21 protein-coding genes are annotated in these 26,201 nt (G+C 73.8%); 18 read left to right on the plus strand and 3 right to left on the minus strand.

Annotated elements, in window-relative coordinates; translation table 11 throughout:
• Positions 1-34: 34 nt before the first annotated feature.
• From ACI8AB_RS16745 to ACI8AB_RS16760, 4 genes are read left to right on the plus strand one after another with little or no spacing between them, the layout of a single operon-like run.
• On the plus strand, positions 35-1,324 hold the full coding sequence (locus ACI8AB_RS16745) for an acetyl-CoA C-acetyltransferase (protein WP_456951036.1): 1,290 nt from the start codon (positions 35-37) through the stop codon (positions 1,322-1,324).
• A 14-nt stretch (positions 1,325-1,338) separates the two neighbouring features.
• Positions 1,339-2,679 carry a 3-oxoacyl-ACP reductase gene (locus ACI8AB_RS16750; RefSeq protein WP_456951037.1) on the plus strand — a complete coding sequence of 447 codons (1,341 nt, stop codon included), beginning with the start codon at positions 1,339-1,341 and terminating at the stop codon, positions 2,677-2,679.
• Positions 2,679-3,530, plus strand: coding sequence for a MaoC family dehydratase (locus ACI8AB_RS16755; RefSeq protein WP_456951038.1), 852 nt, complete (start codon positions 2,679-2,681; stop codon positions 3,528-3,530). Before ACI8AB_RS16750 ends, ACI8AB_RS16755 begins: the two co-directional genes overlap by 1 nt.
• 16 nt (positions 3,531-3,546) lie before the next feature.
• A complete protein-coding gene (locus tag ACI8AB_RS16760; RefSeq protein WP_456951039.1) occupies positions 3,547-4,761 on the plus strand; it encodes an acyl-CoA dehydrogenase family protein in 1,215 nt (404 codons plus the stop codon).
• A gap of 6 nt (positions 4,762-4,767) precedes the next feature.
• Here ACI8AB_RS16760 and ACI8AB_RS16765 read toward each other — a convergent pair whose 3' ends face one another.
• Entirely contained in the window at positions 4,768-5,949 is a 1,182-nt protein-coding gene (locus ACI8AB_RS16765; RefSeq protein ID WP_456951040.1) for a hydroxymethylglutaryl-CoA reductase, read from the minus strand.
• Between the two features lie 208 nt (positions 5,950-6,157).
• Between ACI8AB_RS16765 and ACI8AB_RS16770 the strand changes: the two genes are divergently transcribed.
• Genes ACI8AB_RS16770 through ACI8AB_RS16785 form a run of 4 tightly spaced genes read left to right on the plus strand, consistent with a single transcriptional unit; the run spans position 6,158 to position 9,613 of the window.
• Entirely contained in the window at positions 6,158-7,126 is a 969-nt protein-coding gene (locus ACI8AB_RS16770) for an ABC transporter substrate-binding protein (RefSeq protein ID WP_456951041.1), read from the plus strand.
• A complete protein-coding gene (locus ACI8AB_RS16775; RefSeq protein ID WP_387990460.1) occupies positions 7,123-7,983 on the plus strand; it encodes an ABC transporter permease in 861 nt (286 codons plus the stop codon). The genes ACI8AB_RS16770 and ACI8AB_RS16775 overlap by 4 nt, the downstream gene beginning before the upstream one ends.
• Positions 7,980-8,753, plus strand: a complete 774-nt coding sequence (locus ACI8AB_RS16780; RefSeq protein WP_456951042.1) for an ABC transporter permease — start codon at positions 7,980-7,982, stop codon at positions 8,751-8,753. Before ACI8AB_RS16775 ends, ACI8AB_RS16780 begins: the two co-directional genes overlap by 4 nt.
• 38 nt (positions 8,754-8,791) lie before the next feature.
• On the plus strand, positions 8,792-9,613 hold the full coding sequence (locus ACI8AB_RS16785; RefSeq protein ID WP_456951043.1) for an ABC transporter ATP-binding protein: 822 nt from the start codon (positions 8,792-8,794) through the stop codon (positions 9,611-9,613).
• Here the strand turns inward: ACI8AB_RS16785 and nagA are convergent.
• Positions 9,610-10,743 carry an N-acetylglucosamine-6-phosphate deacetylase gene (gene nagA / locus ACI8AB_RS16790; RefSeq protein ID WP_456951044.1) on the minus strand — a complete coding sequence of 378 codons (1,134 nt, stop codon included), beginning with the start codon at positions 10,741-10,743 and terminating at the stop codon, positions 9,610-9,612. The two genes, ACI8AB_RS16785 and nagA, sit on opposite strands and share 4 nt — an antisense overlap.
• 256 nt (positions 10,744-10,999) lie before the next feature.
• On the opposite strand from nagA, the gene ACI8AB_RS16795 reads away from it, so the two are divergent.
• Genes ACI8AB_RS16795 through ACI8AB_RS16815 form a run of 5 tightly spaced genes read left to right on the plus strand, consistent with a single transcriptional unit; the run spans position 11,000 to position 16,485 of the window.
• Positions 11,000-12,529 carry an ABC transporter substrate-binding protein gene (locus tag ACI8AB_RS16795; protein ID WP_456951045.1) on the plus strand — a complete coding sequence of 510 codons (1,530 nt, stop codon included), beginning with the start codon at positions 11,000-11,002 and terminating at the stop codon, positions 12,527-12,529.
• 8 nt (positions 12,530-12,537) lie between these two features.
• Complete coding sequence (locus ACI8AB_RS16800) at positions 12,538-13,470, plus strand: ABC transporter permease (protein ID WP_456951107.1); 933 nt, start codon at positions 12,538-12,540, stop codon at positions 13,468-13,470.
• Positions 13,467-14,405, plus strand: coding sequence for an ABC transporter permease (locus tag ACI8AB_RS16805; protein WP_456951046.1), 939 nt, complete (start codon positions 13,467-13,469; stop codon positions 14,403-14,405). The genes ACI8AB_RS16800 and ACI8AB_RS16805 overlap by 4 nt, the downstream gene beginning before the upstream one ends.
• Positions 14,402-15,421, plus strand: a complete 1,020-nt coding sequence (locus tag ACI8AB_RS16810) for an ABC transporter ATP-binding protein (protein ID WP_456951047.1) — start codon at positions 14,402-14,404, stop codon at positions 15,419-15,421. The genes ACI8AB_RS16805 and ACI8AB_RS16810 overlap by 4 nt, the downstream gene beginning before the upstream one ends.
• On the plus strand, positions 15,418-16,485 hold the full coding sequence (locus ACI8AB_RS16815) for an ABC transporter ATP-binding protein (protein ID WP_456951048.1): 1,068 nt from the start codon (positions 15,418-15,420) through the stop codon (positions 16,483-16,485). The genes ACI8AB_RS16810 and ACI8AB_RS16815 overlap by 4 nt, the downstream gene beginning before the upstream one ends.
• Positions 16,486-16,489: 4 nt before the next feature.
• On the opposite strand, the gene ACI8AB_RS16820 is transcribed toward ACI8AB_RS16815, so the two are convergent.
• Positions 16,490-18,265 (minus strand): helicase-related protein, encoded by a 1,776-nt coding sequence (locus ACI8AB_RS16820; protein ID WP_456951049.1) that lies wholly within the window; start codon positions 18,263-18,265, stop codon positions 16,490-16,492.
• A 694-nt stretch (positions 18,266-18,959) separates the two neighbouring features.
• On the opposite strand from ACI8AB_RS16820, the gene ACI8AB_RS16825 reads away from it, so the two are divergent.
• The 5 genes from ACI8AB_RS16825 to ACI8AB_RS16845 all read left to right on the plus strand — a co-directional run bounded on the left by ACI8AB_RS16825 (position 18,960) and on the right by ACI8AB_RS16845 (position 25,932).
• Positions 18,960-20,699: a sigma factor-like helix-turn-helix DNA-binding protein gene (locus tag ACI8AB_RS16825; RefSeq protein ID WP_456951050.1), complete on the plus strand. Its 1,740-nt coding sequence runs from the start codon at positions 18,960-18,962 to the stop codon at positions 20,697-20,699.
• A 173-nt stretch (positions 20,700-20,872) separates the two neighbouring features.
• Positions 20,873-23,170: a hypothetical protein gene (locus tag ACI8AB_RS16830; RefSeq protein WP_456951051.1), complete on the plus strand. Its 2,298-nt coding sequence runs from the start codon at positions 20,873-20,875 to the stop codon at positions 23,168-23,170.
• Entirely contained in the window at positions 23,167-23,637 is a 471-nt protein-coding gene (locus ACI8AB_RS16835) for a hypothetical protein (protein WP_456951052.1), read from the plus strand. Before ACI8AB_RS16830 ends, ACI8AB_RS16835 begins: the two co-directional genes overlap by 4 nt.
• Positions 23,634-24,137, plus strand: a complete 504-nt coding sequence (locus tag ACI8AB_RS16840) for a hypothetical protein (protein ID WP_456951053.1) — start codon at positions 23,634-23,636, stop codon at positions 24,135-24,137. Before ACI8AB_RS16835 ends, ACI8AB_RS16840 begins: the two co-directional genes overlap by 4 nt.
• On the plus strand, positions 24,130-25,932 hold the full coding sequence (locus tag ACI8AB_RS16845; protein ID WP_456951054.1) for an SNF2-related protein: 1,803 nt from the start codon (positions 24,130-24,132) through the stop codon (positions 25,930-25,932). The genes ACI8AB_RS16840 and ACI8AB_RS16845 overlap by 8 nt, the downstream gene beginning before the upstream one ends.
• Positions 25,933-26,201 lie beyond the last annotated feature (269 nt).

Consider the following 26,201-nt stretch of genomic DNA (forward strand, 5'->3'; position numbering starts at 1 on the left):
CGAACGGCGCTCCTGGGACCCCCGGAGGTCACCGATGAGCTCGCACCGGACCCGGCGGGCCGCCGTCCTCGGCGGCAACCGCATCCCGTTCGCCCGCTCGAACTCCCGTTACGCGCAGGCGTCCAACCAGGACATGCTCACCGCGACGCTGGACGGCCTGGTCGCCCGCTTCGGGCTGCAGGGCGAGCTGGTGGGCGAGGTCGTCGCCGGCGCCGTCCTCAAGCACTCGCGCGACTTCAACCTGACCCGCGAGTCGGTGCTCGGGTCGCGGCTGTCGGCCGCCACCCCCGCCTACGACGTCCAGCAGGCCTGCGGCACCGGCCTCGAGGCCACCGTGCTGGTCGCCAACAAGATCGCGCTGGGCCAGATCGAGTCCGGCATCGCCGGCGGCGTGGACACGACGTCGGACGCCCCGCTGGCCGTGGGCGACGACCTGCGCCGGGTGCTCATCGAGCTGAACAACGCCAAGACGATCGGCCAGCGGCTCAAGGCGCTCTCGCGCATCCGCCCCGGCTCGCTCGTGCCCGAGATCCCGCGCAACGCCGAGCCGCGCACCGGCCTCGCGATGGGCGAGCACCAGGCGATCACCGCGAGGGAGTGGGAGATCGGCCGGGAGGAGCAGGACGAGCTCACCGTCCGCTCGCACCGCAACCTCGCCGCCGCCTACGAGCGCGGCTTCCTCGACGACCTGGTCACCCCTTATCTGGGTCTCACCCGCGACCAGAACCTGCGCCCGGACACGACCGTGGAGAAGCTGGCGAAGCTGAAGCCGGTCTTCGGCAAGGACGACCCCGCGGCCACCATGACCGCCGGCAACTCGACGCCGCTGTCCGACGGCGCCTCGGCCGTCCTGCTGTCCTCCGACGAGTGGGCCGCCGAGCACGGCCTGCCGGTGCTCGCCCACCTCGTCGACGCGCAGACCGCCGCCGTCGACCACGTGCACGGCGGCGAGGGCCTGCTCATGGCGCCGGCCTACGCGATGCCGGTGATGCTCGCCCGCAACGGCCTGACGCTGCAGGACTTCGACTTCTACGAGATCCACGAGGCCTTCGCCTCCACTGTGCTCGCCACGCTCAAGGCGTGGGAGGACCCGGCGTTCTGCAAGGAGCGCCTCGGCCTCGACGCCCCGCTCGGGTCGATCGACCGGTCGAAGCTCAACGTCAACGGCTCCTCGCTCGCGGCCGGGCACCCGTTCGCGGCGACCGGCGGCCGGATCGTCGCCTCGCTGGCCAAGCAGCTGCACGAGGCCGGCCCCGGGAAGCGCGGGCTGATCTCCGTCTGCGCGGCCGGCGGCCAGGGCGTCGTCGCCATCCTCGAGTCCTGAAGGAGCTGCACCCCGTGAGCGACTGGTACACGACCTTCGCCAACTCCGGCGTCGGGTCCTCCCTCGTCGAGCAGCTCGGCCTGCCCCGGCCGGCCGTGCTGCGCCGGTACGAGCCGGGGCAGCCGCTGCTGCCCGGCCCGGCCGTCGTCGGGACGGCGGGGGAGGGCCGGCTGGGCGGGACGCTCGCCGCCGTCCTCCGCGACGCCGGCGTGACCGTCCCGGCCGGCGACGACGGCGGCGAGCGGCCCGCCGCCGTCCTGCTCGACGCCACCGGCCTGACCGGGCCCGGGCAGCTGGCCGCGGCGCACGCCTTCCTCGCCCCGGCGGTGGAGCGGCTGCGGCCCACCGGCCGGGTGCTCGTGCTCGCCGACCCGCCCGCGGCCGCGGACTCCCCGGCGCAGGCCGCGGCCCGGCAGGCCCTGGAGGGGCTGGTCCGGTCGGTGGCCAAGGAGCTGCGCGCCGGGTCGACGGCCAACCTGGTGGTCGTGCCGGAGGGCGCCGAGGCGTCGGCCGGCAGCGCCGTGCGGTTCTTCCTCTCCGGCCGGTCGGCCTACGTCGACGGCCAGGTGCTCACCGTGTCGGCGGCCGACGTGCCCGCGGACGAGGACCCGGTGCGCCCGCTGCAGGGCAAGGTCGCCGTGGTCACCGGGGCCGCGCGCGGCATCGGGGCGGCGATCGCCCGGGTCGTGGCCCGCGACGGCGCGCACGTGGTCGCCGTCGACGTGCCGGCGGCCGGTGAGTCGCTGGCCGCGGTGGCCAACGAGGTCCGCGGGACGGCGTTCCAGCTCGACGTCACCGCCCCCGACGCCGCCGGGCGGCTGGTCAGCCACCTGCGCGGGCGCCACGGCGGGGTCGACGTCGTCGTGCACAACGCCGGCATCACCCGTGACAAGCTGCTGGTCAACATGGACGCCGCCCGGTGGGACTCCGTCATGGCGGTCAACCTGCAGGCGCAGCTGGACCTCACCCGCGCGCTGCTGGACGCCGACGGCCTGCTCCGGCCGGGCGGCCGCGTGGTCGCGGTCAGCTCGCAGTCGGGCATCGCCGGCAACCGCGGGCAGACGAACTACGCGGCGAGCAAGGCCGGCGTCATCGGGATGGTGCGGGCGTGGGCGCCGGAGTTCGCCGCGCGCGGCGCCACGATCAACGCCGTCGCGCCGGGCTTCATCGTCACCGAGATGACGGCGAGGATGCCCTTCGGCACCCGCGAGGTCGGCGCCCGGATCAACTCGCTGCAGCAGGGCGGCCTGCCCGTCGACGTCGCCGAGACCATCGCCTGGCTGTCCTCGCCCACGGCCGCCGGCGTGAACGGGCAGGTCGTGCGCGTGTGCGGCCAGTCCGTGCTGGGCGCCTGATGGTCACCGTGCTCGGGTCGGCGCCGTCGATGGCGCCGCTGTTCGTGCGGGCCGCGCTCACCGCGCGGGGCCGCGGCGGCGACCTGCCGGACACCCGGCTGGCCCGCCGCGGCGTGACCGTGGACCCGGCCGGGGTGGCCGCCTACGCCCGGGTGTGCCGGTTCCCGCAGGCCGACGCGCTGCCGGTGACGTTCCCGCACGTGCTGGCCTTCCCGCTGCAGGTCGCGCTGATGAGCGACCGCGCCTTCCCGCTGGCGCTGCCGGGCCTGGTGCACGTCCGCAACCGGATCGACGTGCTGCGCCCGGTCGGGCAGGGGGAGGCCCTCGACCTCGAGGTGTGGGCCGAGCGGTTCGCCGTCCACCCGCGCGGCGCGACCGTCGACCTGTGCGCGTCGGTGTCGGCCGGCGGCGCCGAGGTGTGGCGCGGCCGCTCCACCTACCTCGCCCGCGGGGCGCGGGCGCCGGAGGGGGCACCTCCCTCCGACGTCGACGTCGCGGTCGGGGAGCTGCCGGCGGGGACCGTCCGCTGGCGGGTGCCCGGCGACGCCGGCCGCCGCTACGCCCGGGTCTCCGGCGACGTGAACCCGATCCACCTCTCGGCCCTCACCGCCCGCGCCTTCGGGTTCCCGAGGGCGATCGCGCACGGGATGTGGGTGGAGGCGCGGGCGCTGGCCGCGCTGTCGGGCCGGCTGCCCGGGGCGCTCACCGTCGACGTCGGGTTCCGCAAGCCGCTGCTGCTGCCCTCGACGGTCACCCTGGCGGCCGCGCCGGCCGGCGGCGGCTGGGACCTCGCGGTGCGCGGCGCGCAGAACGGGTCCGACCACCTCGTGGGCACCGTCCGCCCGCTCTGACCGGAGGAGGTGCACCGTGGCCGTGTCGTTCTCGCTCACCGAGGACCAGGTCGAGCTGCAGCGGTGGCTGCACGGGTTCGCGGCGGACGTCATCCGTCCCGCGGCCGCCGAGTACGACGAGCGCGAGGCCTTCCCGTGGGAGGTCCTCCAGGAGGCGGCGAAGACCGGGATCTACTCGCTCGACTTCTTCGCCACCCAGTGGTTCGACGAGTCCGGCCTCGGCATCCCGCTCACCATGGAGGAGCTCTTCTGGGGCGACGCCGGGATCGGGCTGGCGATCGTCGGCACCACGCTGGCGGCCGCGTCCGTGCGCGCCAACGGCACCGACGAGCAGGTCGGCGAGTGGATCCCCGCCATGTTCGGCACCGAGGCCGAGCCGAAGGTCGCCGCGTTCTGCTCCTCGGAGCCCGACGCCGGCTCCGACGTCGGGGCGATGCGCACCCGCGCGGTCTACGACGAGGCGACCGACGAGTGGGTGCTCACCGGCACCAAGACCTGGGCCACCAACGGCGGAATCGCCGACGTCCACGTCGTCACGGCCGTCGTCGACCCGGAGCTCAAGGCCCGCGGCCACGCCAGCTTCGTCGTCCCGCCGGGCACGAAGGGGCTCACCCAGGGGCAGAAGTTCCTCAAGCACGGCATCCGCGCCTCGCACACCGCCGAGGTCGTGCTCGACGGGTGCCGGGTCCCCGGCGACTGCCTGCTCGGCGGCCGCGAGCGTCTCGAGGAGCGGCTGGCGCGGGCGCGGGAGGGCGTGCGGAGCGGCCGCACCCAGCCCTCGATGGCCACCTTCGAGCGCACCCGGCCCGGCGTCGGCGCCCAGGCGGTCGGGGTGGCGCGGGCGGCCTACGAGTACGCGCTGGACTACGCCGGGCAGCGGGTGCAGTTCGGCCGGCCGATCGTCGAGAACCAGGCGATCGCCTTCGCGCTCGCCGACATGAAGACGTCCATCGACGCCGCCCGTCTGCTGGTCTGGCGGGCCGCGTGGATGGCGCGCACCGGCCAGCCGTTCACCTCCGCCGAGGGCTCGATGAGCAAGCTGGTCGCGGGCGAGACGGCGGTGCGGGTGACCGAGCAGGCCATGCAGATCCTCGGCGGCAACGGCTACACGCGCGACTACCCCGTCGAGCGCATGGCCCGCGACGCGAAGATCTACACGATCTTCGAGGGCACCTCGGAGATCCAGCGGCTGGTCATCGCACGGGCGATCTCCGGCGTCCAGATCCGTTGAGCCGGGTCAGCGGTTGCGGCCCAGCGCGTCGTGGCTGGTGACCCAGTCGCCGGCGAGGATCGCCGAGGTCAATGACACGTCGCCGGCCAGCACCACGCCGGCGCAGATCTCGGCGAACTTCTGCACCTTGCCGGCGCCGTAGCAGCCGAGCAGCTCCAGGCACTCGCGCTGGGTGGGCAGCCCGGTCCCGCCGCCGTAGGTGGCCACGATCAGCGACGTCAGCGTGGTCGACCAGTAGTAGTCGCCGTTCTCCAGCAGCTGGGTGTAGGTGACCCCGGAGTGCGACTCGCTGACGTTGGCCACGTCCTGGCCGGTGGCGATGAACAGCGCCGTCAGCCCGTTCGCCGCGTGCGCGCCGTTGTAGGCCGCCCCGGACATGAACGACCCGGCCATGCCGATCTGCCGGTACTCGAACAGCTCCCGGGTGTCGACGCCGGTCAGCCGACGCAGCACCTCCTTCGGGATGGTGGCCTCGGCGACGACGCGCTTGCCCCGCGTCATCAGCATGTTGATCTGCGAGTGCTTCTTGTCGGTGTCGATCGCGCCGGAGAGCACGAAGCGCGGGTGGTCGGGGTGGTTCGCGCGGATCCACTCGCAGGCGGCCAGCGTCGCCTTGCCGGTCATGTTCTGCCCGGCGGCGTCGCCGGTCGTGTAGTTGACCCGCAGGTACCGCAGCGGCCCGATCTGGTGCTGGCCGATGTAGGTCAGCCGGCCCGAGCGGGTGGTGGACTCCGCGGCGGCGCGGATCTCGTCGAGGTGCTCGTCGACCCAGCGGCCGAACTCCCGGGCCTGCAGGGCGTCGTCGAGGATGAACGCCGGGGCCCGCTGCATGTGGTCGTCGACGACGGTGGTGCGGATGCCGCCGCTCTCGGCGAGCACCCGCATGCCGCGGTTGTAGCTGGCCACCAGCGTGCCCTCGGTCGTGGCCAGCGGGACGAAGAAGTCGCCCTGCGCGTGCTCGCCGCGCAGGGTCAGCGGGCCGGCCAGCCCGATGGGCACCTGGGCGACGCCGGTGAAGTTCTCGATGTTGCCGGGCAGGACGGCGGGGTCGAAGGAGTACCGGCGGACGTGGTCGAGGCCGGTTCCGGTGCGCTCGGCGACGAAGGCCTGGCGCTTGTCGGCCATCTCGCGGGTGTAGTCGTGCTCGCGGTCACGGGGGATGCGGGTGCGGTGGGTGGCGTCGGTCATGAGGCACCTCGGTGTGAGTGCTGACAGGGCGCTAAGTGTGACTCGGCTCACCCTAGTTCACTCGATAGATACAGAGCGTGACGAGAGTGATTGACGGGGCGCGCGCCACCCTGCGAACTTGCGGGCACAGACCTCCACCCCGAGACCCCTCGGTGCGCAACAGCCCGGTGAGAGCTGTCCGGGAGGCCCCTGAGGTGAAGGAGACCCGATGCGTCGCCACGTGGCCGCTCTGCTGGCCGTTCCCGTGCTGTTCCTCGCCGCGTGCGGGGGTGCCGAGCCGTCGGCGAGTGCGAGCGGCGGGTCCGCGGACGGCGGGCCGACGCCTGTCACGGTCGGTGTCGTGCCGATCGTCGACGTCGCGCCGATCTACCTGGGTGTGCAGCAGGGATTCTTCGAGGAGGAGGGCATCGACCTGACCCTCGAGACCGCGCAGGGCGGGGCGGCGATCGTCCCGGCGGTCCTCAACCAGGAGTACCAGTTCGGCTTCAGCAACATGACCTCCCTGCTCACGGCCGCCTCGCAGGGGTTGCCGCTGGAGGTCGTGGTCGCCGGCGCCGCCTCGACCGGCGAGCAGGGTGCCGACTACAGCGCCGTCCTCACCCGGCCCGACAGCGGGATCACCGACGCCGCCGACCTGGCCGGCCGGACGGTGGCGGTCAACACGCTGGGCAACATCGGGACGACGACGATCAACGTGTCCGTCCGCGCGGCCGGCGGCGATCCCGCCACGATCAACTACGTCGAGCTGCCGTTCAGCGAGATGCCGGCGGCCCTCGAGCAGGGTGACGTCGACGCCATCTGGGGGACCGAGCCGTTCCTGACCATCGGCACCCGGGCGGGCGCCGTCGTCGTCGCGTCCAACTTCGTCGACGCCGCGGACGACCTGACCGTCGCGGGGTACTTCACCAGCCGGCCCTTCGCCGCGGAGAACGCCGACGTCGTGGAGCGCTTCACCGCCGCGATGGAGCGGTCGCTGGAGTACGCCTCGGCCAACCCCGAGGCGGCCCGGGCGGTGCTCTCCGAGTACACCGAGATCGACCAGGCGGTCATCGACACCATGGTCCTGCCGGCGTGGGGGCCGGAGGTCAACCGCGAGTCCGTCGAGCGGCTCGCCGAACTGGGCGTCCAGGACGGCCTCCTCGACGACGCTCCGGACCTGGACGCGCTCCTGCCGTGAGCGGCGCACCCGCGGCGGCCCGGGAGGACGTCCCGGCGGTCCCCGCGGCCGGCCGCGCGGCGCCCACGCCGCGCGGCCGGCGGCGACGGGTGCCACAGGCCGCGCTGGGACTGGCCGGACTGGCCGGCCTCGTCCTCCTGGTGGAGCTGCTGCCACGGACGGGGCTCGTGCCGTCCCGGTACTTCCCGCCCGCCTCCGAGATCGCCGTGGCGCTGGCCGAGCTCACCGGCCGCGGCGCGTTCTGGACCGCGGTGGGGGACACCCTCCGCGGGTGGGCGATCGGGTTGTCCGTGGCGGCGGTGGCCGGCGTCGTCGTCGGCCTGCTGATCGGCAGCTCGCGGCCGGCGCGCGAGCTCACGGACTCGACGATCGAGTTCCTGCGGCCGATCCCGTCGGTCGCGCTGATCCCGCTGGCGATCCTCGTGTTCGGCAGTGACATCGAGAGCAAGCTGCTGCTCGTCGTCTACGCCGCCTTCTGGCAGGTCCTCGTCCAGGTCCTCTACGGCGTCGCCGACGTCGACCCGATCGCCCGGGACACCGCGCGCGCCTACGGCCTGGGCGCCTGGGCGCGGGCCCGGCACGTCACCTGGCCGACGACGCTGCCGTACGTGATGACCGGCCTCCGGTTGGGCGCCGCGGTCGCCCTCATCCTCGCCGTCACCGCCGAGCTCGTCATCGGCGTGCCCGGGCTGGGCGAGTTGCTCAACACCGCGCAGAGCAGCGGCGCGGTCGCGCAGACCTACGCGCTCGTGGTCGTCACCGGGATCCTGGGGGTGCTGGTCAACGTGGTCTTCCGGGCCGTGGAGCGGCGGGCGCTCGCCTGGCACCCGTCGCAGCGTGCCGAGGTGCCGGTGTGACCGTCCTCCGCCGGATCGGCACGACCCTCGCCCTGCCGGCCGTCCTGTTCACGGTCTGGTGGGTCCTGTCGGCGGACTCCACCGACTACTTCTTCCCGCCGCTGTCGGGCATCGTCGAGACCCTCGGCGACGAGTGGCTGGGCCCGCGGCTGACCGCCGACGTGCTGCCCAGCCTGCTGCGGCTGACCGCCGGCTTCGCCCTGGCGGCGGTCGTCGCCGTGGCCCTCGGGATGGTCATCGGCCTGTCGCGGACGGTCCGCGGGGTGCTCGAGCCGGTCCTGGAGTTCTTCCGGGCCATCCCCCCGCCCGTCCTGGTGCCGGTGTTCATCCTGTTCCTGGGCATCGGCGACGGCATGAAGGTGGCCGTCATCGCCTTCGGCTGCACGTGGCCGGTCCTGCTCAACACCGTCGAGGGCGTCCGCGCGGTCGACCCCGTGGTGGCCGACACCGCGCGCGCCTACCGGATCGACGGGATGGCGCGGCTGCGGCACGTCGTGCTGCCGGCAGCGAGCCCGCAGGTGTTCGCCGGGCTCCGTCAGGGCCTGTCCGTGGCGATCATCCTCATGGTCATCAGCGAGTTGTTCGCCGCGTCCAACGGGCTCGGGTTCGCGATCGTCCAGGCCCAGCGGACCTTCGCCATCACCGAGATGTGGGCCGGGATGCTCGTGCTGGGCCTGCTCGGGCTGCTGCTCGCGCTGCTGTTCCGGGTCGTGGAGAACCGGGTGCTGGCCTGGTACCACGGCCTGCGCCGCGCGCACCGCGCTCCCTGACCTCCCACCACCCGTCCCCTCCGCTCGGAAGGCACCTCATGACCGACCTCGACGTCCGGGGTATCCGCAAGGTCTACGACGGTCGGACCCGCACCGTCGAGGCGGTGCGCGACCTGACCTTCACCGTCGCGACCGGTGAGCTCGTGTGCCTGGTCGGGCCCTCGGGGTGCGGCAAGACGACGCTGCTCAAGATCATCGCCGGCCTGCTCGAGCCGACCTCCGGGGAGGTCTTCCTCGAGGGGCGGCAGGTCGACGGCCCGCCGCCGGACATGGCGGTCGTCTTCCAGGAGTACGGCCGGTCGCTGTTCCCCTGGAAGACCGTGCGGGACAACGTCGAGCTCCCGCTCCGGCAGAAGAAGGGGCTCACCGCCGCCCGCCGCCGGGAGCTGGTGGAGGAGTCGCTGGCCGCCGTCGGCCTGGCGGAGGCCCACGCCGCCTATCCGTGGCAGCTGTCGGGCGGCATGCAGCAGCGGGTGGCGATCGCGCGGGCCATCGCCTACGAGCCGCGTGTCCTGCTCATGGACGAGCCCTTCGCGGCCGTCGACGCCCAGACCCGGGCGGACCTGGAGGACCTCATCCGGGACCTCTGGCACCGGTTCCGCGTGACCACGCTGTTCGTCACGCACGACATCGACGAGGCCGTCTACCTCGGCCAGCGGGTGCTGATCCTGTCGCAGTCGCCGACCGTCGTCCGGCAGGACCTCGTCATCGACCTGCCGGACCAGCGGGACCAGCTGCACACGCGGTCGTCGCCGCGGTTCGCCGAGCTGCGGGCGCAGGTCTACTCGCAGATCCACCGGCCCCGGACCGACCCGGCCGTCCCCGAGGAGGTCCCCGCGGGTCGGGGCCCGCGCCCCTAGCGCACCCGCCGGCCGGCCGCCCAGACGGCCGTGGCGGACCGGTCCGCGCCGAGGGCGACGACGTCCGCGGCGGCGCCCGGCGCCAGCCGGCCCAGCCGGTCGCCGAGGCCCAGCGCCCGCGCCGGGGCGGCGGTGAGCGCGGTGACGGCGGCGACCAAGTCGACGCCGGCGGCGAGGGCGGTGCGCAGCGCGGCGTCCTGGGTGAGCGTCGACCCGGCGATCGTGCCGGTGCCGGCCAGCACCACCCGGCCGCCGCGCACGGTGACCGCCTGCCCGCCCAGCCGGTGCTCGCCGTCCCCGGCGCCGGCGGCGGCCGTCGCGTCGGTGACCAGCGCGACCCGCCCCGGCGCGCCGTCCATCAACAGCCGCGCGACGACAGGGTGCACGTGCACGCCGTCGAGGACGAGCTCCAGGGTGACCCGCGGGTCGGCCAGCGCGGCGCCGACCGGGCCGGGCGCGCGGTGGTGCAGGCCCGGCATGGCGTTGAGCGCGTGGGTGAGCAGCCGGGCGCCGGCGTCGAACGCGGCCGCGGTGAGCGCGGCGTCGGCGTCGGTGTGCCCGACGGCGACGACGACGCCCGCCGCGGTGAGGTCGCGGACCGCCTGCAGCGCGCCGGGCAGCTCGGGCGCGACGGTGACCTGGCGGAGCGTGCCGCGGGCCGCGGTGAGCAGCCGGTCGACGGCGTCGGGGGTGGGTGCCCGCAGGTGGCGGGGGTCGTGCGCGCCGCAGCGGGCCGGGGCCAGGAAGGGGCCCTCCAGGTGGGCGCCGAGCACGGTCGGGTCCGCGGCGGCCACCTCCGCGATGCCCGCCAGCGACGCCTCCAGCGCCTCCAGCGGCGCGGCGACCAGGCTGAGCACCGAGCGCGTGGTGCCCGCGGCGCGGTGCACGGCCAGCGCGGTGCGGATCGCGTCGGGGCCGTCGTCGAAGGCCGCGCCCCCGCCGCCGTGGGCGTGCAGGTCGACGAAGCCCGGGGCGAGCTCCGCGCCGGCCAGGTCGACGGTCTCGCCGGCGTGCCCGGGCGGCGGGCCGGTGCCGGTGGCGGCGATCGTGTCGCCGTCGAGCAGCACCCAGCCGCCGTCGGTGACGCCGCCGGCGTCGAGCAGCCGCGCGCCGGCCAGCAGGGTGCTCATCCGCACAGGCCCGGGACCACCCGCCGGCACACGCCGGGATCCTCCTCCACACGGGGCGGGGAACGGCGACGACCCGCGTGTGCGTCCGTCGTCGACCCGCGGTCGTCCCGCGGGGCCCGCCACCACCGGCGCGGGGTGACGGCCGGGTCGAGGAAACGTAACGATCACCGTCTCGAACTGCGGGGACGGCGGGACAGGGCCAGGGTCGGGGCGGAGACGACACCGAGCGACGACACCGAGCCCCGCGGAGGTCCCCGTGCGCACGAACCGGCTCCTGCCCCTCGCCGCCGCGGCGGCCCTCGTCCTCTCCGCCTGCGGCGGCGGGGAGAGCGTCGACACCGGAGGAGGAGGCGGCGGCGGGGGAGGCGACGACGTCCTGGTCGCCGCGGTGAGCGCCGAGCCCGACCAGTTCGACCCGCACGTCACCAACGCCTACGCGAGCTTCCAGGTGCTGGAGAACGTCTACGACACCCTCGTCGTCCCCAGTGCCGAGGACCTCACGATGCAGCCGAGCCTGGCCGAGTCGTGGACGACCAGCCCCGACGGGCTGACCTGGACCTTCACCCTCCGGGACGGCGTCACCTTCCACGACGGCAGCGAGTTCGACTCCGCCGACGTCGTCTACAGCTACCGGCGGATCATCGACGAGGACCTGTCCAACGCCTACCGCTTCGCCACGGTCGCCGACGTGCAGGCGCCCGACCCGCGGACCGTCGTCGTCACCCTGACCCGGCCGACGCCGAACCTGCTCGAGCTCATCGGGTCGTTCAAGGGCATGGCGATCGTCTCGGAGAACGCCGCCGAGGAGTTCGACCTGCAGAGCGAGGCCAACGGCACCGGCCCGTTCCGGCTGGAGAGCTCCGACGCCAACGCCACCACCCTCACCACCTTCGACGACCACTGGGGTGGGGCGCCGGCCATCGACGGCGTCGAGTTCCGCTACATCGCCGAGCCCAGCTCCGCGCTGACCGCGCTGCGCAACGGCGAGGTCCAGTGGACCGACAACGTCCCGCCGCAGAACGTGGCGGACCTCGAGGACGACGAGGCGGTCGAGCTCGGCTCGGTCACCAGCGTCGAGTACTTCTACCTGTCGATGAACTACGCCGTCCCGCCGTTCGACAACCGGGACGTGCGCCGGGCGATCGCCACCGCGCTGGACCGCGACGAGATCACCCAGGCCGCCCGCTTCGGCGCCGCGCAGCCCAACCAGACGGCCATCCCCGAGGGCAGCCCCTGGTACCTGGACTACGCGCCGTTCACCCCGGACGAGGAGGCCGCCCGGCAGCTGCTGGCCCAGGCCGGCGTGCAGACGCCGCTGACGATGGGGTTGATGGTCACCGACGAGTACCCGGAGACGGTGGCCGCCGCCCAGGTGATCGCCAGCGAGCTCGAGCCGATCGGCATCCAGGTGGAGATCCAGGAGGAGGACTTCGCCACCTGGCTGGACCGGCAGTCCCAGGGCGACTTCGACGCCTTCATGCTCAGCTGGATCGGCAACATCGACCCGGCCGACTTCTACGAGAACCAGCACCTGTCCACCGGCGGCAGCAACTACCAGGGCTACAGCAACCCGCAGGTCGACGACCTGCTCACCCGCGCCGCCACGGAGCCGGACCAGGCCGCCCGCAAGGGCCTCTACGACGAGGCCGCGCGGATCATCGTCGACGACGTCAGCTACCTGTACCTCTACAACCCCGACGAGGTGCAGGCCTGGGTGCCGGGGCTGACCGGCTACCAGGTGCGGGCCGACGCGGCGATCGACTTCGAGAACGTGGAGCTGCCCTGACCGGGTACCTGCTCCGGCGGGCCGGCCAGGCGATCGTGGTCCTGGCCGGTGTGAGCGTCCTGGTCTTCTCCCTCATCCACCTCGTGCGGGGCGACCCGATCCGCCTGGCCCTCGGCACGCGGTTCTCCCAGGAGACCTACGACGCCCTGCGGGAGCGCAGCGGGCTGGACCTCCCCCTGGTCCAGCAGTACTTCACCTGGGCCGGGCGGGCGGTCACCGGTGACCTCGGGGTCAGCTTCCGCAGCGGCGAGACGGTCACCTCGCTGATCGCCGAGCGGCTGCCGGCCACGCTGACGCTGGCCTTCGCGTCCCTGCTGGTCGCGCTGGTCATCGCGCTGCCGCTCGGGATGCTCTCGGCGCTGCACCCGCGGTCGTTCGTCGACCGGCTGGCCACCGTCGTCAGCCAGTTCGGCATCTCGGTGCCGGACTTCTGGCTGTCGATCATGCTGATCCTGGTGTTCGCCGGGACGCTGGGCTGGCTGCCCTCGGGCGGCTACGTCCCGCTGACCGAGGACCCGCTGGGCTGGGCGCAGCGGCTGGTGCTGCCGGCGGTCGCCACCGGCGTCGTCTCGGGCTCGGTGATCACCCGGTTCGTCCGGTCGAGCATGCTCGAGGCGCTGGGCTCCGACCACGTGCGGACGGCGCAGGCCAAGGGCGTCGGGACCCGCCAGGTGCTGACCTGGCACGTGCTGCGCAACGCCCTCCTGCCGCTGGTCACGGTCACCGGCGTGCAGCTGGCCTACCTGCTGTCCGGCGTCGTCGTCGTGGAGATCGTCTTCTCCTGGCCGGGGCTGGGGCAGCTGGCCTACCAGGCGGTGCGCGACCGGGACTTCCCCGTGCTGCAGGGCGCCGTCCTCCTGTTCGCCCTGGTCTTCCTCGTCATCAACCTGCTGGTGGACCTGCTCTACAGCCGCATCGACCCGAGGATCGCCCGCCGATGACGCAGCTGCCGACGCCGGGCGCCACCCCGGCCGCCCCCCCGCCCGCCGAGCCGCTGCCGACCGCGGCCCCGCCACGCCCCCGCTGGCGGGAGACGCTCGGCCTGCTGGCCCGCAACCCGACCGCCGCCGTCTCGGCCGTGGTCCTGCTCCTGATCGTGCTGATGGCGGTCTTCGACGAGACGCTCGCCCCCGACGGTCCCAACGAGCAGGACCCGTCGCTGCAGCTGCAGCCGTCGAGCTGGGACCACCCGTTCGGCACCGACGAGTTCGGTCGCGACATCCTCAGCCGGGTGATCCTGGGCGCGGCGACGTCGCTGCGGGTCGGGTTCCTGTCGGTCGCGTTCGCCCTGGTCGTCGGCACGCTCATCGGCCTGCTCGCCGGCTACTACGGCCGGTGGGTCGACGACACGCTGATGCGGCTGATGGACGTGCTGTTCGCCTTCCCGGCGGTGCTGCTGGCCATCGCCATCGTGGCCATCCGCGGCGCCGGGCCGGCCAACGCGATCCTCGCGATCGGCATCGTGTACGTGCCGATCTTCGCCCGGGTCACCCGCGCCAGCGTGCTCGGTGTGCGCGAGGAGGTGTACGTGCGGGCCTCGCGCTCGGTCGGCGCCTCGGACTGGCGGCTGATCACCCGGCACGTGCTGCCGAACGCCGCGCCGCCGATCATCGTGCAGACCTCGATCAGCCTGGCCTTCGCGGTGCTGGCCGAGGCGGCGCTGTCCTTCCTCGGCCTGGGCCCGCGCCGGCCCAACCCGTCGTGGGGGCTGATGCTCGCCGACGGCCGCGGCTTCATCGAGCAGGCCTGGTGGTACACGGTCTTCCCGGGCCTGGCGATCGTCGTCACGGTGCTGTGCTTCAACCTGCTCGGCGACGGGCTGCGCGACGTCCTCGACCCGCGGCAGCGCACCCTCATGGCCGGGGGCGGACGGTGAGCGTCCTGCCCGAGCCCGCGGTGGAACCGGTCCTGGAGGTCGAGGACCTGCGGGTGGACCTGCGCACGCCGCGCGGGACGGCGCACGTCGTCAACGGCCTGAGCTACACCGTCGGGCCGGGTGAGACGGTGGCCGTCGTCGGGGAGTCCGGCAGCGGCAAGAGCGTCTCGGTGCTCGCGCTGATGGGCCTGCTGCCGGCGCGGACGGCCACGGTGACCGGCCGGGCGCTGCTGCGGGGCGAGGACCTGCTCACCATGTCCCCCGACCGGCTGCGGCAGGTCCGCGGGCCCGGCGTCGGCATGGTCTTCCAGGACCCGATGACCTCGCTCAACCCGGTGCTCACCGTGGGCCGCCAGCTCACCGAGGGCATCCGCGCGCACGGGGCGGTGTCGAAGGCCGCGGCCCGGGCGCGCGCGGTGGAGCTGCTCGGCGAGGTGGGCCTGCCCGACCCGGGCCGCGCGGTGGACCGTTACCCCCACGAGCTGTCCGGCGGCATGCGGCAGCGGGTGGTCATCGCGATCGCGCTGGCCAACTCGCCGTCGCTGCTCATCGCCGACGAGGCGACGACGGCGCTCGACGTCACCGTGCAGGCGCAGATCCTGGACCTGGTCGAGCGGCTGCAGGCCGACCACGGCACCGGCGTCATCTGGATCACCCACGACCTCGGCGTCGTCGCCGGCGTCGCCGACCGGGTGCTGGTCATGTACGGCGGGCGCTGCGTGGAGGACGGCACGGTCGACGACGTCCTCGAGCGGCCGGTGCACCCCTACACCCGCGGCCTGCTCGGCGCGCTGCCCGACCTCGCCGCCGACGACGGCGGTGACCTGGCCACCATCCCCGGGACGCCGCCCGCGCCCACCGACCTGCCCGCGGGCTGCGTGTTCTGGCCGCGCTGCCCCGTGCGCGGCGACGCCCGCTGCGAGACCGAGCAGCCGCCGCTGGCCGTCGTCGGGTCCGGGCGCGCGGGGCTGCCGCACCGGGCGGCCACCTGGTGTGCGGAGGGGGAGGCGTCGTGACGTCGACGACGAAGCGGGAGGTCCTGGTCTCCGCGCGGGGGCTGGAGGTGCACTTCCCGGTCCGCTCGGGCGGGGTGCTGCGCCGCACCACCGGCGTGCTGCGCGCCGTCGACGGCGTGGACCTCGACGTGTACCGCGGCGAGACGCTGGGCTTGGTGGGGGAGTCCGGCTGCGGGAAGTCCACGCTGGGCAACGCGCTGCTGCGGCTGGTCCCGCCGACCGGCGGCACGGTCACCTTCGACGGCACGGACGTCACCGCGATGGGCAGGAAGGAGCTGCGCGAGCTGCGGCGCCGGGCCGGGATGGTGTTCCAGGACCCGTTCGCCTCCCTCGACCCGCGGCGCACGGTGGCGCAGACGGTGGCCGAGCCGCTGGAGGTCCACGGCCTGCACCCGGGGCGGCAGGCGCGGGCCGCGCGGGTGCGCGAGCTGCTCGAGCTGGTCGGCCTGGACCCGGCGGTGGCCGCCCGCTACCCGCACGAGTTCTCCGGCGGCCAGCGGCAGCGGGTCGGCATCGCCCGCGCACTGGCCGGCGAGCCGGACTTCCTGGTCTGCGACGAGGCGATCGCCTCCCTCGACGTCAGCGTGCAGGCGCAGGTGCTCAACCTGCTGCGGCGGCTGCAGCGGCAGCTCGGCCTCACGCTGCTGTTCGTCTCGCACGACCTGTCGGCGGTGCGGCACGTGTCCGACCGGATCGCGGTGATGTACCTGGGCCGGGTGGTCGAGGTCGGGCCCGCGGCCGCCGTCGCCGCCGAGCCGCAGATGCCCTACACGCGGGCGCTGCTGTCGGCGGTGCCGCTGCCGCACCCGGCGCTGGAGCGGTCCCGGCAGCGGATCGTGCTGCGCGGCGACGTCCCCTCACCGGCGCGGGTGCCCAGCGGCTGCCGGTTCCGCACCCGCTGTCCCGACGTTTTCGAGCCCTGCCCGGACGTCGACCCGGCGCTGCAGCCGGTCGGCTCGGCACCGGGGCACGTCGCCGCCTGCCACCTGCACGGCGTCGTCGGGGAGCCGGTGCAGCGCGAGCGGCCCGACGAGCCGGTCACCGCGGGCGACCCGGCGACCTGACCCGTCAGCCGCGGCCGCTGCGGGTGGGGCGCCGGCCCTGGCGGGAGCCCGAGCGGGGAGCCCGCCGCCCGTCCCGGCCGCCGGCGCGGGGGCGGCCGTCCCGGCCCCGCCCGCGCGGCGCGCTGCACGGGCGGCAGGTGGAGAACCACGGGGCGATCGCGGTGCCGCACTCGGCGCAGGCGCTGGACCGGCTGACCGCGATGGCGTCGGGCAGGAGCTCGCTGATCGCCTCGGCGCACTCCTCCTCGACCCAGGCGGCGTCGTCGGCGTCCAGGTCCGCGACCCCGGGGAACTGCCGCAGCAGCGCCTGGGCGTCGCGCGCGGCCGCGGCGGCCTGCTCGAACTCCTCGACGCTCCCGCCGACCGGGACGTCGGGCAGCACCAGCTCGGGCCGCACCGGCAGGCCCGCGGCGTGCCGCAGCGCGGCGCGGGCGAGCACCAGCCAGCGGGTGCGCCGCGGCGGCTCGTAGTCGATCGGCAGCTGCACAAGGCGCCAGACGGTGCGCAGGTCGCCCACGGCGCCGAGCGGCCCGCGCAGCAGCGGCAGCAGCGCCCGCACCCGCAGCACCAGCTCGCCGACGTCGTCCGGGGTCATCGCCCGGTCGCGGGTCGCCGTGTGCGCCCAGGCCTCCCAGCGGACCAGTGCCTCGGGCAGGTCGGCCGCCTCGAAGGCGCCGAGGTCCTCGAGCTCCGGGCGCAGCCGCGCCCCGCGGGCCGGCAGGTCGCTGACCCGCTCGCCGCGGGCCACCTCGGCGCCGACGGTCACGAGCGCCGCCGACGGCCGCAGCCCGGGCACGCCGGCCAGGACGCCGACCGTCCCGTGCCCGGTCAGGCCGTAGCGGCCGGCCCGCCCGGCGATCTGCGCGGCCTCCCAGCTGCGCAGCGGCCGCAGCTCGGTGCCGTCGAACTTCGTCGTCTCGGCGAACAGCACGGTCGTCGCGGGGACGTTGATGCCGTGGCCGATCACGTCGGTGGTGACGAGGACGTCCAACTCGCCGGTGGTGAACCGCTCGATGACCTCGCGCCGGGTGGCCGGGGGCAGCGCGCCGTAGAGGACGCCCACCTTCCCGGGCCGGTGCCGGTCGAGCTCGGCGGCGACGGCGTAGACGGTCTTGCGGGAGAAGGCGACGACGAGGGTCTGCGGGCGGACGCGCGGGGTGCGCACCGGCGCGCGCAGGACGTCGAGCCGGGACAGCCGCCGGTGGTGGACGACCTCGACGTCGCCGGCGTCGGACACCAGCGGCGCCAGCTGCGGGTGGGCCTCGGCGGCCGCGATCAGGTGCATCTCGCGGTACTCGCCGGTGAGCAGCAGCCGGGCCCAGTGGTGGCCGCGGTCGGGGTCGGCGATCCAGTGCGACTCGTCGAGGACGAGCAGCTCGCCGCGCATCGGCGCCTTCTCCACCGTGCAGCAGAGGATCGCCGCCTGCGGGTGGACCTCCTCCTCGCCGGTGGACAGGCCGACGGCGCCCTCGGGCAGGCCCGCGGCGAGCTTGGCGTAGGCCTCGTGGGCGAGCTGGCGCAGCGGCGCGGCGTAGACGCCGGAGCCGGTGGCGGCCAGCGCCTGCAGCGACTCGTGGGTCTTGCCCGAGTTGGTCGGGCCGAGGTGGAACACGACCCGCCGCGGCGGGGTCGCGCGGACGGGCAGTTCCGGCGCGGCGTCCTCGACCCACAGCTGCTGGGCGCGCCGCTCGGCGCGGGCGGCCTCACGGGCGGCATCCCGCTCGGCGGCGCGGTCCGCCGTCGTGGGGACGGGAGGGCGCTCGACGGCGGGGCGCCGCACCCGGCGGCGGGTGGACGGCGGGGGAGCGGTCTCGGGCAGGGGGTGTCCTTCGATCGGCGTGCGGGGGCGGGGTCGACGCGACGGAGCCGCGGACCGGGTCGGGGGGACAACACCGTCCGGTCCCGGATCATGCCCGGCGCGGCCGCAGCGGGGCGCACACCGCGGGGCCTCCCGGGTGGGTCCGCCCGGCGGGGCGGGTTAGCCTCCATCTGCCGGGAGGGCTCGCCTAGTGGCCGATGGCGGCGGTCTTGAAAACCGCTTCGGCTCACTGCGAGTAGTCCCCGGCTCGGGCTCCTGACCTGCTACTTCGTCCAGCTACTCGTTCCCTGACCTGCATCTTCGTGCAGCTGGCGCCGCCCGGCCATTCTCCACTGTTCGTCACGCCCGGGGCAGCGTTCGTCCTTGTTCCGGACCCGGTTGTGGCTGTGGCGTGGCTACGCGGGAGCGCTCGGACGCCGATGCGAGAACGTCCCGGCATGCCGGAGAGTCGAGGGCGGAGGAGAAAGAGCTCCGGACGGAGGAAGGCGCGGAGCCGAGGCAACCCAGATGGGGGACACCCTGTAATGCGCGGTTCACGAACCGTCGTGACCTCTGCTATGTTGCTCTCGTCACAGCCCATCACCGAGGTGCCCGGGCGTGTGGGGTACGGCCAAAGTCAGCCTGGCAGCGGCCAAAGCCAACACGAACGGACGTCGTGGCGGTCGGCGAGACGGACGGACCCCTCGGGGACGTCTTCTCGGCATCCGTGCTCGTCGTTCTCCCGGCCGCCTCCGGCGACCCGGAGGAACACATGGAGACGAGCCCCGCCGACGACGCGCAGCCGGTCGACCCGGCCTACGCAGCGATCCTGGAGCAGCGGTTCTACGCGCTGTCCACGCGTGACCAGGACATCCTCAAGCGCCGACTCCTGGCCGAGTCGCCCGAGACTCTCGACGTCATCGGTGACAGCTGGGGTGTGACCCGCGAGCGGATCCGGCAGCTGGAGAAGAAGGCGCTCGAGGCGCTGGCCGGAGTCACTACGCGGCGGCCCGGCCGCCCGCCGGCTGATTCCCCGGCGACGGCGCAGCCGGAGTGGGCTCATGTCGTGCGCGACGCCATCTTCGCGGTCGCGACGCTGCCCCTGCCGGTCACCGAGGCTGCCCTCATCCAGCGCGGCTTCGCCCCCCTGGACTCCCTCGGCACCGGCCTGCTGCTCGGACTGGCGAAGGGGCTCGTCTTCAACGACCAGCGACCGCAGATCGTGCTCCACGTCGCGCACCGGTGGCTGGCCCTCGGCTCCAACACTCCCGCCGCGCTGCTGAGGGCCGTCACCGAGGAGGTGGCCGGTGATGGTGTGACCGACGATCCCGCGGAACTGGCCGAAGAGCTCGCTGAACGGCTGCGGCCGCACACCGGTTCGGCAGAGGAGGCCGACGACATCGCCGCTGACCTGGTCGACGAGCTTGGCCTCGTCGAGGTCGGCGGCCGCTACGCTCTGCTCGGCGGCGTCACCAACCATGAGGCGATCATCCGTGTCCTGCGCGCCAATGCCGCCCCGCTGACGAAGGGCGCCCTGCACCGCGCGCTGGCCGACCGCAGTCCGCACAGCCTCGACGGCGTTCTGACCAGCGGCTCTCCGCAGTTGGTCAGGGTCGGGCGCGCGGAGTTCGGGCTCCCCGAGTTCGGGGCTACCCCGCAACCCCAGCTGCGCCAGCTGATCTTCGACGAGATCGACCGCCACGGCGAGGTCGCCGTCGACCACCTGCGCGCACTCGCCGAGCAGCACGGCCACCGCCGGTCGTCCATCGAGTTCTACCGCACGCTGCCCGAGCTCATCGAGGACGCCGGCATCCTCCGCCGTCGTGGCCCCGCCGACCCGCCGGCCGCCCGCGAGCCGGCCTTCGACGACCTGTGCTTCCGCGTGATCTCCGGCCCCGACCGGGGACGCTGGTCGTGCACCTTGCCGGTCAGTGCCAAGAGCCTGCGTGCCAGCTCCTTGCGCCTCCCCCGCCCCCTCGCCCCGCTCCTGGGCATCGACCCGGGCGCGCAGAAGATGCCGATCCGGGTCAACGGCACCCACACCGTGCCGGCGTCCTGGAAGCTCGACCCCTACCTGTTCAGCCGGTCCATCCGGCCGGTACTGAACGACGTGGGTCTGCACGACGGGGACCGGATGCGCCTCGTGGTCCTCGGTCCGACCGAGCTGCGCATCGAGCGCGCACCGCAGCCGGCAGGACCGCCGGGGCCGCCGCGGACGCTGATCTCGGGTGCCGCGCTCTACGGCCCCGATGGCCAGCGCGTCCCGGATGACGAGATCGCCACGGCGCTGGCCTACGCGATCGGCCTTGATCCGCAGGCGCCGCCCTCAGCAGTCCTGCGGAGGTTGCGGGAGCGCGGCAACACCCCGCTCGCTGACGCGTTCGCGCTGCTGTTCGCCGACGACCTCGACCACTGACCCGGCCCCACCACCTGCCATCCGCCCGGCACCACCGCACCGACCGCACACGGCACCACCGCACCCGCCCTAGTCCGGCCCCCGCCGCCGTCGCCCGAGCAGACGCGCTCCCACGTCAGGGACGTGCTGACGCCCAGCGCCGCCGACGGGGCCTGAGCAGAGAGGTACCCATCATGGCCCGACGCACCGACTTCGCCTTCGCCGAGGACGCCTTCGACCGGCTGCAGTACCCCGACGAGATCCTCCCCGTCTACGGCTCCGACCGGTTCCCGTTCACCGTGCCGAAGACGCGCATCGACGACGCCACGCTCAGCAAGGTGGCGCAGCTGTTCCGCGAGCGCGTCGCCGAGGCGCGGAACGGTGACCCGGCCGACGTCCCCGAGGGGCTGCTGCGCGCGGTGGAGGCTGCCGACGCGTGGCCGGAGGAGAACGTCCGCAGCCTCGCCAGCGGGCGCGTGCGGTCGATCTCCACTGAGGTTGGCGAGATCCTCTACGTCGACTTCTGGGCCAACCCGCTGGCACTGACGCACGACCCGAACAACGGTCGCACCACCACGGAGGCCCGCGCCCAGCAGCTGCCCTACCTGGAGGCGGTCGGCGACGACGAGGCGACCGGCGCTCCGGTGATCGAAGTTGCCGACGCCGCGGAGTTCATCCACGGCGTGGACGCCTCCGCCCGAGCACTCGGCTTCACCGGCAGCATCACCGACTCGAAGGACCTGCAGGACATCAACTGGGTCGGCCTGCAGGGCGTACACGAGCCGGCCCTGACGACGCCGACCCGCATCCAGGACGGGCACGGCCACGGCACCTGGGTGCTCAAGCAGGATGACGGGAACCGCCGGCTGGCCATGCTGCGTCGCGCGCTGCGGGTGTGCACCACCCTCGGCATGAGCGACACCGAGGCCTGGGCGGATCACCTGTACTCGCCCGACGGTGGCACCGCCCTGCGGGAGTGGACCGCCGCGGACGTGGCCAACGTGCGCCGCAAGTCCCAGTTCGGCGACAAGTACTGGCGCCCGCAGACTGCCTCGCGGGAGGCCATCGAGGAGTGGCTGGCCAGCGCGACGATGGCCCAGCGCACCGTGATCCGCACCAGCGTCATGCCCGTCCGCCTTGTGGTCGGCTACCGCCCCCGCCTGGACACCCCCACTGAGCGCTCCACGTCGATGGAGGTGGTGCACCGCTACATCCGCCGCACCCACATCAAGACCGCCGCGCAGCTGGACTGGTCCCCGGCCACGCAGGCCATGCAGGTCGCGCTGGACACGATGCGGCGCATCCTGACCCGCTCCGGGCGGGCGCACGGCTACACGATGGCGCTGTCGCGTGACGAGCTGCAGGCGGTCTACGCCAACACCGTGCCCGAGTGGTACGCCGCCGACCCCGAAGACGCCGACCACCCGCTGCGGCTGGCCGCCAAGACGATCGCCACGTTCGTCTGCACCGACACGACCGCCGAGCAGGACGTCAAGAAGTCGCTGATCGCGCACTCGATGTCCACCCACGGCACCAAGATCCGGGAGAACCGCGCCGCGGTCGCCGCCTCCGTCGCGATGCCGCTCCTGGGCATTTCCGTGTCCGACGACAAGGCGGGCTACAACAGGGCCCGGGCCGCCGTCGATCGGGCCAGCCGCCACCCGATGTTCACGGTCGTGGCCAAGCACCCTAGCGGCGCGACCGACCCCTGGTGGAAGCAGCTGAACCGGCCGGTGAAGGAGCTGCTGGCGCAGGCCGAGAAGGAGTACGCCGACGGCCTCGGGATCGACGACACTCCCGACGACAAGTCCTACGGCACCTTCGGGCCGGCCACCCGCGCGCTGCTGTTCCTCAGCATCGTCGGGCAGGCCACCAACCCGGCCGTGCTGGCCACGGTCCCCGGCGAGCAGGCCAGCCCCTGGCAGCTCACCATCAACGGCCTGGGTGGCACCCGTGGCAACACCCTGACCACCCCCGACCTGGTCATGCGCCAGGTCCTCTCCCGGCACAAGCAGGCCGGCGCCGAGCAGCTCGCCGAGATCGTGCAGGCCGCGCTCGCAGGCAGGCTGCCCAAGAACACGATCGACCCCGACTACGCCGACAGTGACGACCACGCCCGCCCGGTGGAGCGGACCCGCGGCACCGTCACCGAGCGGTTCCTCCGTGGCGAGCGCATGGGCTGGCAGCCCGCCGGTGGAGGGGGCGACGACACACCTCCACCGTCGCCGAAGCAGGACCCGTTCGAGCTGGCAATGGATCATCTGCGCGACGCGGTCGCCCGGGCCGCGAACAGCACCGTGCCGTTCCTGGACACGACCGAGGACGTCGGGAAGCACTTCGCCGAGGCCGGCCTGCCCGAGGAGTACGCCCGGACGCTGCTGAAGCAGGCCAAGAAGATCGTCGCGATGCTGCAGCACGGACAGTTCCTCGCCGCCGCTCGGCGGGGCGGGGGCAGCAGCTTCGACTTCGACGACGACGAGGACGAGGCATGAGCGCCGCTGTGCCGGAGACCGAGCTGGCCGCGACGTTCGGAGAACGGGACGTCCGCGCATGGCGTCAGCACATGGGCCGGCTGTGTCACCCGCTGGCCGCGGCTGACCTCTACGCCCTCGAGCACGACGCCGACGGCCACTGCCGGATGGCCGACCGACTGCTGGCGGTGCCCGTGTGCATCTACGTCGCGGTCGACGACGCCGGCGCATGCCTGTACATCGGCCAGTGCCGACGGGCCGTCGGCGGAGTGGTGCAGCGCGTGGAAGGCCACCACGCCATCTCGCGGTTCGCCACCGGCCTGTGGGTCCTGCCCCTGCGTGACGACTGCCCGCCGGCGGCTCTCGACCGCATCGAGCGGCGCATGATCGCCGCCTACCGCCCGCCGTTCAACACGGTGCACTGCCCGCCGGCGTACCGAGCAACGGTGCTCCGGGACACGGCGTCGACTGCGGGGGTGCGACTGTGAGCACGCCGGTGACCCCCTGCGCCCCCGAGGCCACCGTGGCGTTCCTCGAGACCAGCTTCGGTCCCGACGTGGCCAAAGCGCTGGACCCAGCCGCCCGTGTCGCAAGCGTGAGGACGGCGCGGATTGTGGAGCTCCGCCGCTGTGGGGACCTGCGGCACGCCGAGCGCTATGGGTGGCTGAGCCTGGCCGGGTGGTTGCTGGGCATGCCTGCGTCGGCTGTCGGCCGACTCGATCCGTGCTCCGAGGCGATCCTGCATCGTGCGGGGGGCCGCGACGTGCTCCCCGATCCGCTGGACGAGGACGCGCCGCCCGGTCTCGCCGAGGTCTGCGGCACGCACCTGCAGATCGCCGATCCGCGCGATCCGCTCGGTGCCCGGTTGCTGGAGCTGACCGCGCTCGCGCTACGCGACGGCGTGGCCGACGTCGGCGGCCGCAGGGTCGGCGGTGGCGCAGTCGCTGCCGCGGTCCGCGGGCGGCTGGAGGTGGCGAGCCGTGGCTGAGCTGTACCTGTCCGGCCCCGAGCGGGTCACCGTGCCTCGCAGCGACGTGCCCGCCGAGGTGTTCGCCGAGATGTCCGACGCCCTGGCGCACGTCGCCCTCGAGGTGACGCTGACCCACGTCACCCTGCCGCTGCGAGACGTCGCCGGCTGGCTGTGGTACTTCGCCGGCGAGGACCTGCCTTTCACCTTCGACGCCTCGCTCACCGCCCATCTGCAGCATCGGCTGGCCGAGAGCGGCGTTCGCCTGGATGTTCTGTCGCAGACTCCGCAGCAGCAGGCGGGATGGCCGGAGGGGGTAGGCGCTCCCGCGGACCTGGGCATCGTCCGGGAGCCCACGGCACCGCAGCGGCGCGACGTCGCCCGGCTCGTCGCGCTGGGTGGCGGGGCCAACTTCTCAGTGCCCGGGGCGGGCAAGACGGGGATGACCTACCTCGTCTACAGCATCCTCAAGCAGCGGGGCGACGTCGAGCAGATGCTCGTCCTCGCCCCGATCTCCGCGCACGAGGCCTGGCAGACGGAACCGGCCGGCATGTACGCACCCGGGATGGCGCCCCGTGTGCATGTCGGCCGCGGTCACGCCGGGGCAGCGGAGGTGCTCGTGACCAACTACGAGCAGCTGGAGAACCGTGACCGTCTCGATGCCCTCGTGGCGTTCTGCCGGCGGCGCCGCACGTTCGTCGTCTTCGACGAGGCGCACCGGGTGAAGGCCGGCCCGACCGGAATCCGGGGCGCGGCCGCCCTTGAGCTCTCCGGGGTCGCGCACCGGCGCAGCGTGCTGACCGGTACACCGCAGCCCAACTCGCCGATTGACCTGGCCCGGGTGCTCGACCTGGCCTATCCCGGTCACGGGTTCGCTCTCGCTGCCCGGGACGCCGACTCGCTGATGTCGGCCTACAGCCGGGTGACGAAGGACGAACTGGGCCTCCCCCCGCTGGTTCCTTTCACCGAGCACGTGCCTCTGTCGGCAGCGCACGACCAGATCTACGAGGCGATGGTGGACGCCGCGGCGCGGGCGGTGTTGCGAGACCCGGACCTGCGCCACGACTTCAGCCGCGCCGGGCGGATCGTCATGCTGCTGTTGCAGGCCGCCACCGATCCGACGGCGGTCCTCGGCGCCGGGGGAGAGCTGGCGATGATTGCCGACCGCGCCGATCTGGACCTGGAGCGGCTCGTGCGCGATCTGCCGGAGTCCTTCGTGCCGACGAAGTTCGTGCGCGTTGCCCAGCTCGTCGACGCGCACGAGGCAGCCGGACGCAAGGTCCTCGTCTGGGCGAACTTTCGCCACCACGTGCGGCGTCTGCAGCAGTTGCTCGCCCCGCACCAGCCGGCCGTGGTCTGCGGTGATTTCGACCGAGTGCAGCGTCAGAGCGAGATCGAACGGTTCCGGGAAGATCCCGGCTGCCAGGTGCTTCTGGCGACTCCGCACACGCTGTCGGAGGGGGTTTCACTGCACCACACGACCACCCACCAGATCCATGTCGATCGCACGTTCAACGCCGGGATGCTGCTGCAGTCCCTGGACCGCACGCATCGCCTGGGTTTGTCGGCCGACGCCGACTGCACCGTGACGTACCTGATGGCTGCGCGGCGCGACGGCGGGGACACCATCGACGACGTGGTCGACAGCCGCCTGGGCGCGAAGGTGCTCGACATGGCGCGGCGGCTGAACGACCGTGGGCTAGCGACCCTGGCCTTCCCTGCGTCGGAAGACGAGCTCACCGACACCGACCTGCTGCTCGGCCCCGGCCAAGAAGGCGACCTCGCCGCACTCTTCGACCATCTCCGCATGAGGTAGCGCAGGGCGAGTAGACCGGAGCGTCAGCACCAGTGCGGCCAGGGCGGCTCCGGGACGACCGGGTCGTCGAGCGTCATGTTGGCCTGCGAGCGAGAGCTGTGGGGGCCACTCCGGTCAAGGTGGAAATGGGATCTGTGGACCCCATCGCTGGTCCCCAGCCAGGCGAATGCGATCGAGCCGGAGACCGGCACTGTTCGGCCATGTCGAGAACCCGTGGTGCTTCTGGTGACCGTGACGCGAACGACCGTCGTCAGCTGCGTCGGGAGGCG

Source organism: Geodermatophilus sp. SYSU D00698, assembly GCF_054050335.1.